The 13,648-nt window shown below is 69.7% G+C and carries 14 protein-coding genes; 4 read left to right on the plus strand and 10 right to left on the minus strand.

The features are described from left to right. Positions 1-18: 18 nt before the first annotated feature. The 3 genes from ACIA58_RS21370 to ACIA58_RS21380 all read left to right on the plus strand — a co-directional run bounded on the left by ACIA58_RS21370 (position 19) and on the right by ACIA58_RS21380 (position 1,765). A complete protein-coding gene (locus ACIA58_RS21370; RefSeq protein WP_396405473.1) occupies positions 19-807 on the plus strand; it encodes a CPBP family intramembrane glutamic endopeptidase in 789 nt (262 codons plus the stop codon). 62 nt (positions 808-869) lie between these two features. Next, entirely contained in the window at positions 870-1,202 is a 333-nt protein-coding gene (locus tag ACIA58_RS21375) for a hypothetical protein (protein ID WP_396405474.1), read from the plus strand. Between the two features lie 38 nt (positions 1,203-1,240). Continuing rightward, positions 1,241-1,765 (plus strand): GNAT family N-acetyltransferase, encoded by a 525-nt coding sequence (locus ACIA58_RS21380; RefSeq protein ID WP_396405475.1) that lies wholly within the window; start codon positions 1,241-1,243, stop codon positions 1,763-1,765. A gap of 52 nt (positions 1,766-1,817) precedes the next feature. Here the strand turns inward: ACIA58_RS21380 and ACIA58_RS21385 are convergent, their stop codons facing one another. The 6 genes from ACIA58_RS21385 to ACIA58_RS21410 form a co-directional block, all read right to left on the minus strand. Then, on the minus strand, positions 1,818-2,549 hold the full coding sequence (locus ACIA58_RS21385) for an amidohydrolase family protein (protein WP_396405476.1): 732 nt from the start codon (positions 2,547-2,549) through the stop codon (positions 1,818-1,820). Next, positions 2,543-3,271 (minus strand): hypothetical protein, encoded by a 729-nt coding sequence (locus tag ACIA58_RS21390; protein ID WP_396405477.1) that lies wholly within the window; start codon positions 3,269-3,271, stop codon positions 2,543-2,545. The genes ACIA58_RS21385 and ACIA58_RS21390 overlap by 7 nt, the downstream gene beginning before the upstream one ends. Next, a complete protein-coding gene (locus tag ACIA58_RS21395) occupies positions 3,268-4,500 on the minus strand; it encodes a DegT/DnrJ/EryC1/StrS family aminotransferase (protein ID WP_396405478.1) in 1,233 nt (410 codons plus the stop codon). Before ACIA58_RS21395 ends, ACIA58_RS21390 begins: the two co-directional genes overlap by 4 nt. A gap of 17 nt (positions 4,501-4,517) precedes the next feature. Beyond that, positions 4,518-6,461 (minus strand): hypothetical protein, encoded by a 1,944-nt coding sequence (locus tag ACIA58_RS21400; protein WP_396405479.1) that lies wholly within the window; start codon positions 6,459-6,461, stop codon positions 4,518-4,520. Further along, positions 6,458-8,287 carry a PQQ-binding-like beta-propeller repeat protein gene (locus ACIA58_RS21405; protein WP_396405480.1) on the minus strand — a complete coding sequence of 610 codons (1,830 nt, stop codon included), beginning with the start codon at positions 8,285-8,287 and terminating at the stop codon, positions 6,458-6,460. Before ACIA58_RS21405 ends, ACIA58_RS21400 begins: the two co-directional genes overlap by 4 nt. Before the next feature lie 184 nt (positions 8,288-8,471). Next, entirely contained in the window at positions 8,472-9,686 is a 1,215-nt protein-coding gene (locus ACIA58_RS21410) for a helix-turn-helix domain-containing protein (RefSeq protein WP_396405481.1), read from the minus strand. Positions 9,687-9,773: 87 nt separating this feature from the next. On the opposite strand from ACIA58_RS21410, the gene ACIA58_RS21415 reads away from it, so the two are divergent. Then, the gene (locus ACIA58_RS21415) at positions 9,774-10,388 is read left to right on the plus strand and encodes a maleylpyruvate isomerase family mycothiol-dependent enzyme (RefSeq protein WP_396405482.1); all 615 of its coding nucleotides are present in this window, start codon (positions 9,774-9,776) and stop codon (positions 10,386-10,388) included. Here ACIA58_RS21415 and ACIA58_RS21420 read toward each other — a convergent pair. Genes ACIA58_RS21420 through ACIA58_RS21435 form a run of 4 tightly spaced genes read right to left on the minus strand, consistent with a single transcriptional unit; the run spans position 10,310 to position 13,646 of the window. After that, entirely contained in the window at positions 10,310-11,023 is a 714-nt protein-coding gene (locus ACIA58_RS21420) for a DinB family protein (RefSeq protein WP_396405483.1), read from the minus strand. The genes ACIA58_RS21415 and ACIA58_RS21420 overlap by 79 nt on opposite strands. Before the next feature lie 7 nt (positions 11,024-11,030). Further along, positions 11,031-11,591, minus strand: coding sequence for a dihydrofolate reductase family protein (locus ACIA58_RS21425; RefSeq protein ID WP_396405484.1), 561 nt, complete (start codon positions 11,589-11,591; stop codon positions 11,031-11,033). Then, positions 11,588-12,817, minus strand: a complete 1,230-nt coding sequence (locus ACIA58_RS21430; RefSeq protein ID WP_396405485.1) for an FAD-binding oxidoreductase — start codon at positions 12,815-12,817, stop codon at positions 11,588-11,590. The genes ACIA58_RS21425 and ACIA58_RS21430 overlap by 4 nt, the downstream gene beginning before the upstream one ends. Continuing rightward, positions 12,798-13,646: a helix-turn-helix domain-containing protein gene (locus ACIA58_RS21435; RefSeq protein WP_396405486.1), complete on the minus strand. Its 849-nt coding sequence runs from the start codon at positions 13,644-13,646 to the stop codon at positions 12,798-12,800. The genes ACIA58_RS21430 and ACIA58_RS21435 overlap by 20 nt, the downstream gene beginning before the upstream one ends. Positions 13,647-13,648: the final 2 nt, after the last annotated feature.

Here is a 13,648-nt window from a genome sequence, read left to right on the forward strand (position 1 = left end):
CGCGGGATAGTTGGGGGCATGGTGCGATTCGCGGATGAGGCGGCTGCCACTCCGGCGGTCGGGCGGCGGGTGCTGGTCCGGGAGATCTGGCTGGTGCTGGCGTTGTCGCTGGGCGCCTCGGGGGTGGCGGCGGTCATCTCGTTCCTGGGGGTGTTGACGTCGGCCAAGCCGATCAGCGGTCAGACGGCGGTCATCGTGGGGTCGCGGGCGCCGGGACGGCCTTGGCTGGATCTGAGCTGGCAGGTGTTCGCGATCGTGACGGCGTTGGTGCCGGTCGCGCTGGTGGGGCACTTCCTCGCGCGGGGCGGCGAGACGCTGCGGACCATCGGCTTCGACCTGCGCGACCGCCTGCGGGACCTCGGCCGGGGTACGGCGATCGCGGCGATCATCGGCGGCGCCGGCCTGTTGTTCTACATCGGTGCACACGCCACCGGCGCCAACCTGACCGTCGACCCGTCCCAGCTGCCCGGCTACTGGTGGCGGATCCCCATCCTGATCGCGGTCTCCGCGCAGAACGCCGTACTCGAGGAGGTCATCGTCCTCGGCTACCTGAACCACCGGCTGGACCAACTCGGCTGGTCAGTCCGCCGCGCGACCGTCACCAGCTCGCTCGTCCGCGGGTCGTACCACCTCTACCAGGGCCTCGGTGGCTTCGCCGGCAACGTGATCATGGGCGTCATCTTCACCTGGTTGTACCGGCGCTGGGGCCGGATCATGCCGCTCGTGGTCGCCCACACCCTGATCGACACCGCCGCGCTGATCGGCGCGACGTACCTGCTGGGCAAGGTTTCCTGGCTACCCAGTTGAAAACTGGACAAGTGTAAAGACTGACACGTAACCGATCGGGGCTCTGACGGGTTGAGGTTGTCGTGACAGTCAACGGGGAAATCACCAGTCCGCCAGAGATCGACGCCGGTCTGGCCGCCGCGGCGCTCGCCGTGTTCGCGCACCGGCACGAGGTCGTCCACCTGCTGTACGCCGCCACCGACGAGCCGGACGCGCTGGCCCGGATCGGCGCGCTGCTCCGGGTCGACGAGGCAACCATCGCGCGCGTCCTGGACCAGCCGCTGCGCTGGCTGCTGCCGCAGTTCCGCACCGAGCTGGAGACGATCGCGGCGACACCGGACTCGGCGATCACCAGCCCGGCGGTGGGTCCGACGGCCGCGGCAGCGGACCTCGAATCGGCGGCGTCTACCAGCTGAGCCGCACGACGGCACCGCTCCACCGTTAGGTTGGAGCGGTGCAGAGGTATGGGCGGGACCTGCTGGAGATCGCGGACGAACTGACGACGGCGTACGTCGAGGTGTTCACGGCGCCGCCGTTCGAGCGCCGGGATCCGGAGGCGACCCGGGTCGCGTTCCGGAAACGCCTCGAGGGCGATGTGGAGCGGGACGGGTTCCAGGCGTGGATCGAGCGCTCGGACGACGGGCGGATCGCCGGGTTCGTGACCGGGTGGACGACGCCGGCGCCGTTCCGGACCGACCGGTCGTACGGCAGCGTCCTCGACCGGCTCGGCGCCGAGCAGGTCGAGGAGCTGCTGATCGGCGCCTTCGAGGTGGACGAGCTCGGTGTGCTGCCGCACGCCCGCGGCACCGGACTCGCGCGGCGCCTGCTCGAAACGGCCACCCGCGAGCGCTCCCGCGCCTGGCTCCTCGCCTGGAACCAGAACCACGACGCGATCGCCTTCTACCGCCACCTCGGCTGGCAGGAGCCCGAGGTCCGCGGCCCCGAACACGACATCGTCGTCTTCACCGCCGGCCACTGAGCTTCTCCGGAAACAAGTCGCCACCACGCGACCACTTGTTTCCGCAAAGCGCTCAGAGCCCGAAGAGTGCCTTCGCGTTCTGCCAGGTGATGGCCTCGTGCTCGGTGGCTGTCAGTTCGGCGGCTTCGAGGGCGCCCAGGGCGACCGACGGGTCGATCAGCGTGGCGTCGGTGCCGAACATCAGCCGGTCGGACCCGATCCGGTCGAGGATCCAGCGGATCCGGTTGGCCTCCGGCGCCGACCAGCACGGCTCGAACCAGATCCGGTCGGACCGGTCGGCGGCCTCGGGGACCCGCGGCCAGCCGTTCGCGCCCATGTGACCGGCGAGCACCCGCGCGCCGGGGATCCGTGCGGCGACCTCGGCGAGATCGACGACGGTGTCGCCCCAGGTGTGCACGAGCGTGGGCAGGTCGTATTCCGTGGTGAGCTCGATCGCCGCCTGCATCGCGGGCGAGCTGATCGGCGTCCGGCTGTACTCGCTGTGGATCTTCGCGCCGACCCACCGCGTCCGACCGTCGCCGGCGAGGAACTCGTCGAGGTCGGTCCGGGCCTCGTCGAGGCGCCGCGGGTCGACGACGATCATCCCGCGCAGCCGCGGATCGGCCGGTAGCTGCGCGGCCAGCGAGCGGTTGCCGAGCGGGGCGTCGTACACGATGCCCTCGATCGCCGAGACGAGTTGGAGGTCGATGCCGAAGCGGTCGATCAGGTCGATGTTGACATCGATGCTCGCGGTGTCCATCGAGAAGAACCACGGACCCCAATGGGCGTGTACGTCGATCAGCATGCGGGCTCCAGGAGGGTCTCGAGGCTGCGGCTGCCGGCCTGCGCGATCTCGTCCGGGCTGAGCTTGGAGCTCAGCAGCCGGCCGACCACGGACCGGGTCTCGTGGAACGGCGTCCGGCAGCCGAGCACGAGCCGCTCCGCGCCGACCTCCGCGGCGACGATCTCGAGCGAGTCGGGCCCGGTCAGCATCCGCGTCGAGGTGTGGAAGCCGGGCTCCGACCGGGCCATGACCACGAAGTCGCCGAGGTAGTAGAAGTGCGTGTCGAGGAACACCACCCGCGCCCCGAGCCCGCGCAACGCCGGTCCGACCTTGCGAACGTCGCCCTCGGTGAAGATCGTCAGCCCGGCGTCGACCAGCAGCTGCACGACATGACCGAAGGCCGGGTATCCGGGCTCGACGCTCTGCGCGGTCGGTGCCAACCGCACCGCCCGCGGCGGTGCGTCACCCGACAGCTGTCGCTCCAGCTCCTTCTCGGCGCCGAGCGGATCGCGCAGATCGAGCACCGGGCACAACGTCCACCCGTTGCCCTCAGCAACCTTGCGTGCCTCGTCGTTCCCGGACGGTACGTCGAAGTGCACGGCCCGCAGCGCGGACACGACCCCGCCGGAGATGCCGCTCGCGTCGAGCACCTCCCGAACCTTGTCGGGCTGCCCCCAACGTCCCGTCGTCACGTCGTGCCCGACCAGGAGGTCGCAGTCGAGCAGTACGGGAGTTTCACTCATCGGGTCTCCCGGGCCAGAGCGTGGTGCACCTTGCGGACGGCCGCCACGATGTCGTCGACGTCGGATTCGGTGTAGTTCTCGTTCCAGGGCAGGACGAGGAGGCGGTTGTTGATGAGCTCCTCGGCGTTCGGGCACAGGCCGACCGGGTACGAGACGTCCCGCAGCGGGAACCCCGAGTCGCCGTACGTGATCCGCTCGCGGACCGCGGGTGCGGCGTACAGCGGGCTGGTCAGGTAGCCGCCGTTCGCGGGAATGCCCTCGGCGGACAGCGCGGTGGCCCACTCGCGCATGTCGCCGGCCGCCTCGGAGATGATCAGCGGGTACTGCCAGTACACGTGGTCGTGCCCGTCGGGTGGCGGCGTGATGCCGGCCAGGTCGGAGATGGCGGCCGTCGCCCGGAGGGCCGCCGTACGGCGATCCTCGACGACGCCGCGGAGCCGGTTGAGCTGGGCTCGGGTCACCGAGGCGACGAGCTCGGTCATGCGGTAGTTGAGCGCGAGGAACAGGTACGTCCGCTCGTCGGTGTCACGCGGCCAGCCCTTGTCGGCGAACAACCGCATCCGCCGGGCCTTCTGCGCGTCGTCGGTGACCGTCAGGCCGCCGTCCCCGGCGCTGATGTGCTTGGTCTGCTGCAGGCTGAAGCAGCCGATGTGCCCGATCCGGCCGACGAACGAGTCGCCGACCGGCGCGAGGTACGCCTGCGCGCAGTCCTCGATCAGCAGGATCCCGTGCTGGTCGCACAGCTCCCGCAACTCACGCACCCGGGCCGGCTTGCCGAACAGGTGCACCACGATCACGGCCTTGGTCCGCGGCGTGATCGCGGCCGCGACCGACTCCGGCGTCAGGTTCCCGGTGATCGGGTCGACGTCGGCGAACACCGGTACGGCGTTCTGCATCATGATCGGGAACACAGTGCCCATGTCGCTGATCGGCGTGGTGATGATCTCGTCGCCGGGCGCCGGATTCACCGCGGCGACGGCCAGGTGCAGGGCCGCCGTACCCGAGCTGCAGGTGACCGCGTAGCCGGCGCCAAGGAGAGAGGCGAACTCCAGCTCGAGGGCGGGCACCTCGGTGCCCCAGGTGGCCGACAGCATGCCGCTGCGGAGCACCCGCTCGACCGCCTTCACCTCGTCGTCGCCGAAGCGCCGGCCGCTGGCGTTCATCACCGACGGCAGCGGCTCGGTACGCACCGGCGTACCGCCGTCCTTGGCGAGCTGACTGTTCTCCATCGCGATAGATCCTTTGCTTAGGGCAACGGTAGTTGGACGAGGTCGCGGTCGGCGAGGCCCCAGACGCTGTGCCGGGCCCCGCGCACGGGGGTCAGCTGCGGCACGGTGTACCAGCCGTCGCCGAGCTTGTTGACGAGGAGCTTCGCCGGTCCGGAGCCGAGCTGGTACAGGTTCCCGCCGAAGTTCGTTTCACAGTAGACCCCGGTCCGGTCAGTGTGGATCTGGCCGTAGCCGGACAGCTTGTTCTCGCCGCGTACGACGGTCTTGGTCCGCAGGTCGTAGCGGAACCAGCCGCCGCTGGTCCGCTTCAGCACGCCGTACAGGACGCCGTTGTGGACCGCGACGCTCTGGATGGAGCGTTCGCCGGCCAGCGGTTCGACGGTCCAGAGCAGCTCGCGCCGGCACAGGTCGAAGGCGGCGATCGCGGCCGAAGTACGGGTCGGGGTGACGCCGCCACCGCCGACCACGTCGCCGCCGAGGTAGGCGATGCCGTCGACGATCGAAACGGTCATGACGCTCTGGTCTGGGAGGATCCCGTAGTGCACGTCGAGCTCGCCCGTGCGCACATCCAGCAGCGTCAGCGCGCCGGTGAGCTTCCCCGTGCCTGGCGCCGACGCGATCGCGAGCAGCTTCGACTTCTCGTCGTACGCCGCCTGCCACGGACGGATCTGCTCGTGATCGATCGTGCCGAAGCTGTGCACCTCCTTGGTCCGCGGGTTGACGCGGACGACCTCGGTGCTCGGATACAGCGCGGAGTACAGCTCGCCGCGCACCCAGGTCAGCGTCTTGGCCTCACCAGCGACCCTGAGCCGGCGGACGGTGCCGGTGCCGATCGCGTGCTCGGCGATCACCCAGTGCCCGCCGACGTACACGTGCGGGTCGCCGAGCACGATCGACTGGGGCTTGTCCGGCGCGGGTGTGAACCCGGCGTCGATCAGATCGAGCAGTTCGAAGGAACCGGTGGACACATCCAGCCACCAGAGCACGCCGGATCCGGTAGCGCCGAGCAGCGTCGTCGCGTCGAGGAACTCGAGCTTGCGGTGCTCGTCCTGCGGCGCCGGCGTCGCCACCGCGACGAGGCCCGCCGGCTCCCATCTCCAGACCGTGCCCGACGTCCGGGTGGTCAGGTACGCCGTGCCGTCCGCCCTGACCGTGATCGCGTCGACGCCCGTTTCGCCGGCGGGGAGTGGCGTACTGCGGACATCGGTGCCGTCGAGCGCCATGCTGAGCACCGCCTGGCTGCTGCCGACGAAGATCCGGTCGTCGGTGCCTGCGAACGGGCCGAAGTTCTGCCCCCGGGACGCCTCGGGGGTGAGATCCCGGAAGACCTTGGTACCGCGGTCATATCCGACGAGCTGCGACGGCGTGTAGATCCCGGCGTACACCTGGTTGCCAGCGGCACCGACATACCTGCCGTACTGCGCCCCGGGCACCGGCGCGCCGAGCTGGGTCGGCGTGTTCGTGGCCGGGTCGATCTGCCAGACGGCGCCGTTCGGATAGCTGACCGCGAACACCTGGCCGTCGGGAGCCGTTGCCATGTCCCAGACGAAGCCGCCCGCCCCGGCCAAGGTGCCGACGTGGGTCACGGATCCGTCGGCCGGGTCGAAACAGTAGACGTCGGCGACCGGATAGAGCCCGGCGTAGATTTTGCCGGCAGCAACGGTGATGCCCCAGCCGCCCTCGCCGGTCGGCAGTTCGACGGTCCTGGTGACGAGACGGGTGGTCAGGTCGATCTCGGTCAGCCTCGGCGGCACGATGCCGCGGCTGATGACGTAGGCGTGTCCGTCGTGCACCGCCATCGCGACGACGGCAGCCGTCTCGACCGCGGGGCCGGCGCTGGGCAGCGTGGATCCGTCGATGGGAGTGTCCTCCGCGTGGGCGGTGGTGGGCAGGGTGCTGAGGGCGCCGACGGCTGTGCCGGCCAGGGCGCCTGCGAGCGCCGTACGGCGGGAGATGATCATCGGAGTCCTCCGATACGGATCAGGTCGCGGCCCTTGATGGTGTACAGGGCGTCGCCGTTGTGGGAGGTGGTGATCAGCGGGTAGCTGTAGATCTGGGCGCCGAGGTTGTCGACCACGGTGGTGATCTGGAGGTCCGGCATGATCTTGAAGACGCGCTTGTTGTCGGTGCCGTACAGGCCGGAGCGGGCGATCGTCAGCCGGCTCTGGGTCGTCCCGAGCGTGGCGCGGTTGACGAGCTTGCCGGTGCGCGGATCGAGGACGGCGAGCCTGCCGTCGTCGGTGGTCGCGTAGAGACGGCCGCGGTAGACGATGAGATCGCTGTAACTCTGTGCCTTCGACAACGGAGCGTTTTCCCACAGCACCTTGTTGCGGCGCAGGTCGAAGGCGACGACGGTTGCCTCGGGCAAGATCGGATCGGTGCCGAGGCTGTTGCGCGTCGCTCCGCCGAGGTAGGCGATGCCGTCGGCTGTGGTCACCGAGCGGACCGATTGCTGCGGTACGACGCCGCGGTGGACCTCGCGTTGACCGTTGTCCAGGTGCTGCTCGACGAGCGTGCCGTCGTACTTGCCGTAGTCGGGCTCGGTGGACACCAGCCAGGTGCGCGACCGGGCGTCGTACGCGGCGTCCGTCGGGCGGGTCTGCTCGTTGCCGATCTGGCCGAGCTCGTGCAGGCCGGAACCGTCGGGCTGCATCTGCCAGAGGCGGGCCAATGTGTAGACGCCGAGGTAGATGTCGCGGCCGATCGGGGTCAGCGTCTTCGCCTCGCCGGGGAGGAAGGTGCGCGTGCTCGCGCCGGTGGTCAGGTCGTGGACCTGGATGCCGGCCTTGCCGCTGACGAGCACGGAGCTCTGGGTGGCGGCTATCGCCATCGCCTGCTCGGGCGCGGGTGGCAGGCCGGCCTGGCCGAGGTCGGTGCCGGTGAACTCCCCGGTGGCCTCGTCGAAGTCGACGACCTGGCTGGTCAGCCCGGCGCGGATCGTCGAGCCGTCGACGAAGATCCGGTTGAAGTACGCGCCGTCGTACGGCGAACCCAGCCTGGTCAGCGTGTTGTCGCGATACCGGTAGAGGGTGCCGGACGGTCTGGTGCCGAGGTAGATGTCGGCGCCGTCGATCGTGATCGCGGTGATGTACTGGTCGCCGCCGGGCGTCTGGACCTCGACCGGGTTGCCGAGGTCGGCGGTGTCGAAGACGAGCATCGTCCCGGTGGGGGACAAGCTGGCGGCGAGCTTCGTGCCGTCGAGTGCGAGGGTGGCGACGAACGTGCGGTTGGCGTACTTGGCCGGGAGTACGTCGCGGCGGTCACCGGTGGCGCGGTCGATGGCGATCAGATGCGCCCTGGTGCCGACACCCGCGTAGATCGTGGTCGCGTCGGCGGCGATGCTGCGGACGTACTGCTCGCCGGCGACGGCAGCGCCGTACGACTTGGTGGCTCCGGTGGCCGGGTCGTACTCGTGGACGGCGCCGTCCGGGTAGGTGCCCGCGACGATCTTGCCGTCGGGGGTGGCGGCGATCGACCAGATGAACGAGCCGAACTGCGTGACCTTGGTCGCGGTGCCGGTTGTCGTGTCGACCCGGTAGACGTCGCCGGGGGTGTACAGGCCGATGTAGAGGTCGGTGCCGAGGTGGGTCATCGCCCACGCGCCGGCGCCGGTCGGCAACGAGAACTTGCGGTCGACGGTCTTGCCGACCGGGTCGAACGCGCCGACCTGGACGGGTGAGACGCCGGAGGTGATGGTCCAGATCCGGTCACCGACCTGCTCGGCGACGCTGGTCGAGGTCACGGCCGACGCCGGACCGAGATCGGTGACGGTTGGACTTTCGGTCACGTCCGGAATAGCGGCGCCGGCTGGGGTGGAAACGCACACCAGTCCTGCGCAGATGACCAGAGCAGCGATCAATCCCCGTGCGATTCGCTTGTCCACAAGGCCTCCCGGGACAGTACGCACTGAATTACGGTCATGGCTGAAATTAGCCGGACGTGCGTCAATGCGTCAACCGCTCGGCAAACAATCAGAGATGAACGCGGTAGACCACGAGGGGACGGCCGCTGCCGGTGCCGAGCTGGGTGCCGGTGGCGTCGGCCAGGCCGGCGCGCTCGAGCCGGTTGAGGACGCGGCGGGCGGTCCGCGGCTGAATGCCGAGGTAGTCGGCCACCGAACGCGTCGTCAGGCCGTCCTCGGGTGTGGCGTGCACTAGCTCCTGCAGGCGCTCGAGGGTCGCCTTGGACAAGCCGGCGCGCTGCGCGAGCAACTGCAGCTTCGACCGCTGCTGGGCCCGTGGCGCCGCTCCGCCGACGAGCACGAGGTCGATGTCGTTCCGCAGCGAGACGACAGCAGCGGTCCGGCCCGCGGTCCGGGCTCGCCCGAGCGCGCGGCGCGCCAACGCTTCGGTCTCGGTGCCCGAGCCACCGATACCGAACCCGATCCGGACCGGTCCGAATTGTTCCTTCAGCCGGGTCAGCATGCTGAGTTCGGTGAACGCGGCGGTCGCCTGCTCGAGCGGTCCGCGGGTCGCGATGACGAGCCACCGCTTGTCGTCGTACCGGATGACGCTGCCGCCGAGCGAACCGGCCTCGCGGCGGAGCGCGCTCTCGGCGTCGGGGGAGATCTCGACCAGGCCGAGGGCGATCTGCGCATCGTCACTGCGCAAAGCGTCATGTACGAGCAGCAGACTGTTCACGGCGCTGCGCACCGAGTGGACCGACGGGGCGAGTCGCAGCGTGGTCTGCTCGGTCCGGAGCTTCTCGTACGCCGATCGCAGACAGGTGATCGCGACGGTGGCACCCGCGTCGTGGTGGAAGGCGAGGATCTCGTCGAGGCTGAGGCCCGGCCGGTACGGCAGGACGCGGACGTCGCGTGTCGGCAGCCCGACCTCGTCGAACGTCTCCCGGACCTCGGCCTCGTCGAGTACGTCGATGCTGATCGAGGTGACGTCGCGGCCTTCGCTGAGCAGCTGGGCCAGGGCGCGCATCAGCGTGGCGCCGGTGTACTCGACGTGCGCGGCCGGACGGTCGAGCAGGTCCTGCGCGGCGGCCATCTGGTACGGGACGACGCCCGTGAACAGCCACGCGTCGACACTGCCCGGCGCGGCGGCCATCACCTTGGGCGTGTCGGTCTCTCGCCGGTACTTCAGCGGGACGACCTCGACCCCGCGCAGTCCTTTGAGGATCCGGCCGGTGGAGGTGACCAGGTCCGACGGTCCCACCACCCCGATCGTCGTCACCATGGCGGGGCCCCCTCTTTCATCGGCTCAGTCTCACCAGAACCACCCACCGCTGCAAGAACCCGCGCCGTCGTCGGCTACGTTCCCCTCATGGCACGGGTTGACGAGTGGATCGACGAGGGTACGGCGAGATGCCGCGCGGCACTGGTTGACCTGGACGCGCCGTCGGCGCTGCCGGGCTGGACACGACGGCACGTGGCCGCCCATCTGTCGCTGAACGCCGAGGCCCTGGGCAACCTTGTGCACTGGGCCCGAACCGGCGAAGAGCGCCCGATGTATCCGTCCCCCGAGGCCCGCAACGCCGATATCCAATCCGGCGCCCTCCGCCCCGAGGACGAGCTGCGCACGTGGTTCGACTCGTCCGCCGCGACCCTCACCGCCGCCATGGCCGCACTCACCGACGCCCAATGGCAGTCTCCCGTCCGCACCGCCCAGGGCGCCCCCGTCCCAGCCACCCGAATCCCCTGGATGCGCTCCCGCGAGGTCCTCATCCACGCCGTCGACCTGGCCACAGGCATCACCTTCGCCGACCTCCCACCCGACTTCCTCGAAGCCCTCTGCGAAGACATCCGCACCCTCCGCGCCGACGTACCCCCACTGCGCGGCCCCCTCCCCGAACAAGCCGCCTACCTGGCCGGCCGCCCATACTCCAACGTACTAACCCCAGACGGCCACCCCGCAGAACCACTCCCACCCTGGCTCTGAGCCGCCTGCCGCGCGCGGTGCTCCGCCCAGACCGACGGGTCGTAGTCAGGGCGGCCTTTCACGTAAGCGATCCACGTGTCCCGGTCGATCTCGCCGGTGATCCGCGCCCGGTACATCCGCAGGTACTCCGGGTCATCCGGTGACATCGGATCCCCGGGTCGATTACCGACCCGCCCGTCGACCAGTTCGCGTACGACGTCTGCGTGCCCGGCGTGCCGCGTGGTGTCGAGCAGCACGACCAGCACCATCTCCCGCAACGTGACGGCCGACCCGCTGTGATGGCTGCCCACCGTGTCGAGCTCCAGCTCCTCGATCGTCCGCGCCCCAGCCGCACAAGCCCGCCGGTAGGTGGCGACGATCTCGTCCGTCGACTCGTCCGGTGTCGCCCACAGATCAAGCCCGAAGAACAACTCCTCGTCGGCCTCCATCGGCAGCGGCTCGTGTTCCCGCCCGAACGCCGACACCAAGTAGCCGTAGGTCACACCGGTCAGGTGTTTGACGATCCCGATCAGATTGGTCCCGGTGTCCGTCATCGGCCGCCGGAGCTCGGCGTCGGCCAGGCCCTCCACCTTCCAGAGGAGCGACTGCTGGATCTCGTCGAGGTGCCTCAGTAGTTGTGCCTTCTCGGTCTCCATCGCCGGACTACTTCACGACTCGGTAGTGGAGGTGGGTTACGTCTCGGGAGGGGAGTTGGCGGACTTGTTCTAGTTCTATGTAGTTGGCGGGGAGGTTGTCGAAGAGGCGGCGACCCTGGCCTAGCAGGACGTTGACTACGTGGAGCTCGAGTTCGTCCAGGAGGCCGGCGCGGAGGAGGGACTGGGCGGCGCCGGCGCCGTGGACGAGGACGTTGCGGTCGCCTGCGGCGGCTTTGGCCTGGGCCGCGCACTCGGCGACGTCGGTGACGAAGCGGGCGGTCCCGGGCGGGACGTCGTTCTCGTCGATGTGGTGGGTCAGGATGAACATCGGTACGCCGTCGTGGTGGTCGCCCTGCCAGCGGCCGGCGTGCTCGAAGGTACGGCGGCCGGCGATGAGGGCGCCGGTCGCCTGCGCCTCGCGGTACACGTGCCCGCTCGGCCCGTCGGAGTCGCGGTCGTCGAGCCAGTTGAACAGCCGGAATCCACCCCGCCCCATCGGCTCGTCGACACTGTCGTCCGGTCCGACCACGAAACCGTCGAGCGACATGCTCATGTAGAGGACGATCATCGGACTCCTCCTAGGGCCTGCGGGAAAGTGAACACCAGCTCGGGGTCGTACTTGTGCTTGATGGCAACCAGCCTGGCGAAGTTGCCGCCGTGGTACGACGACTGCCAGTCGGCGAGGTCGGGGTCCGGGAAGTTGGGGTAGGTGTGCCCCGAGGCGTGCGGATGCGCGATGGACCAGGAGCGCCGTACTGCGTCGTGGTCGGGTGCGGCATGTTCGAGCAGGAAGCGTTCGGTGCGGTGGGCGAAGGCGGTGGCGTCGACCGGAACGCGGTTGTACGCGCCGCCCATCGGGGTGAAGTTGAGGTCACAGCCGCTGTCGAGGAGCTGGGTGACAGTGTCGCGGGTGAGCGGCGAGCTGAAGAACTCGGACTTGCTGTAGATGATGCGGTCGTCGGCGGGATCGTCCTCGGAGTAGCTGCGTTTGAGGGCAGGCCAGGCGAGGCCGGAGCGGACGCGCAGGTCTCCGTCGAGCTGCCTGAGCGGACCGAGGTCGAGCGGCGCGAGGGTGGCACCGAAGACGCGGGCTTGGTGGGCAGTGACAGCAAGGCTCGCGGTGATGTCGTCCGGGGCGTCGGGAGCCCAGGCCTGCCAGCCGGCGATCACCTCGGCGGCTCGGGTGCGCGGCCAGGTGAGGTCGAAGCGGGTGGCGTCCGGCGACGGTACGGCGGCGAACACCAGCGACGTGACCACTCCGAACTGCCCGCCTCCGGCTCCGCGGAGCGCCCAGAACAGATCCGGCTCCTGCTCCTCAGAGCACCCCACAACCCGGCCGTCCGCGAGCACGACCGTCGCCCCGACGAGCCGATCGCATGTCAGCCCGTACCGCCGCCCCAGCAACCCCAGCCCACCGCCGAGCGTCAGCCCCGCGATCCCGACCGTCGGCCCACACCCCGCCGGAAGCGTCACCCCGTGCTCGTGCAACCCGCGATACACCTCAGCCAACCGAGCCCCCGCCCCGATCGTCGCCACCCCGTCAGCCACCGAGATAGCGCTAAGTCCCGAGAGATCGAGCTGCACCCCAGTGGTGGACGAACGTCCCGCGAAGCAGTGGCCGCCGCCCCGTGGCGCTACAGCCAGACCGGCAGAGCGCGCGTACGCCAGCGCCTCCACCACGTCCTCGGTCGAGCCGCACAGAGCGATCACCGACGGGCGGATATGACCGTATTGAGGCAGCGCAGGACGGCGGAGTTCGTCGTACTGCGGGTGGTCAGGTCCGATCAGCTCCATGGGTCGACGCTAGAGCCGCCTCCCACGACCGCGCTTGAACGAAACGGTCGTACCACCCGGCCAGGAACGGCGCGTACGACGCCGAGTGGTCATGACCGCAGTCGCACCGATCAGCCTTGTCGCCGAGCAGCTCCCGCGGAGTCACCCCGGTCAGCCGCACACACTCCCGGGTCAGATGCGCGTGGTCGGCGTACCCGGTCTCGGCCGCGAGATCGGCCAGCCCGCCGCCGAACCCGGCCTGCGCCAACGCCAGGTACCCCTGGAACCGGAGCGTCCGCTGCAACGCCTTCGGACTCACTCCGACGGCGGTCAGGCACCGCCGCCGCAACTGACTCTCGGACAACGCCAGATCGTCGGCCAGCGTGGCGATCCCGGTGCGGTCCCACGGCATCAGCCGCCGGACCATCTCCGCCACCACCGGGTCCGGCCGCAGCTGCTGACGAGCCAGATACCGCTGTACTCCGAGCAACGCTTCCTGCGGAGTCACCGCGTCCGCCACGATCGACCCGATCGCCACGCCCGCCGGCCCCCACAGGTCGACGGCACAATCGACGAGCTCGTCAGCCGGTACGCCGAGCAGCGGCGTGCCCGCGCCCGGCATGAACCGCACTCCGACGATCGTCGTCCGGGGTGGGATCACCTGCAGATGTGCCCTGGTCAGCGGCCCGATCAACCGCGGTACGCCGCCGACCGGGCACTGCAGCTCGACCCCACCCGTCGGCAGATCGCGTTGCGGATAGGGCTGTGTCCCCGTGCGCTGGATCCAGACCGTACGGACGAGTCCCGACAGCAGTCGCAGCGGGTGGCTCTCGTCGTACGTCTGGTCCACAG

The sequence above is a fragment of the Kribbella sp. NPDC051586 genome (genome assembly GCF_044453965.1).
Taxonomy (GTDB): domain Bacteria; phylum Actinomycetota; class Actinomycetes; order Propionibacteriales; family Kribbellaceae; genus Kribbella.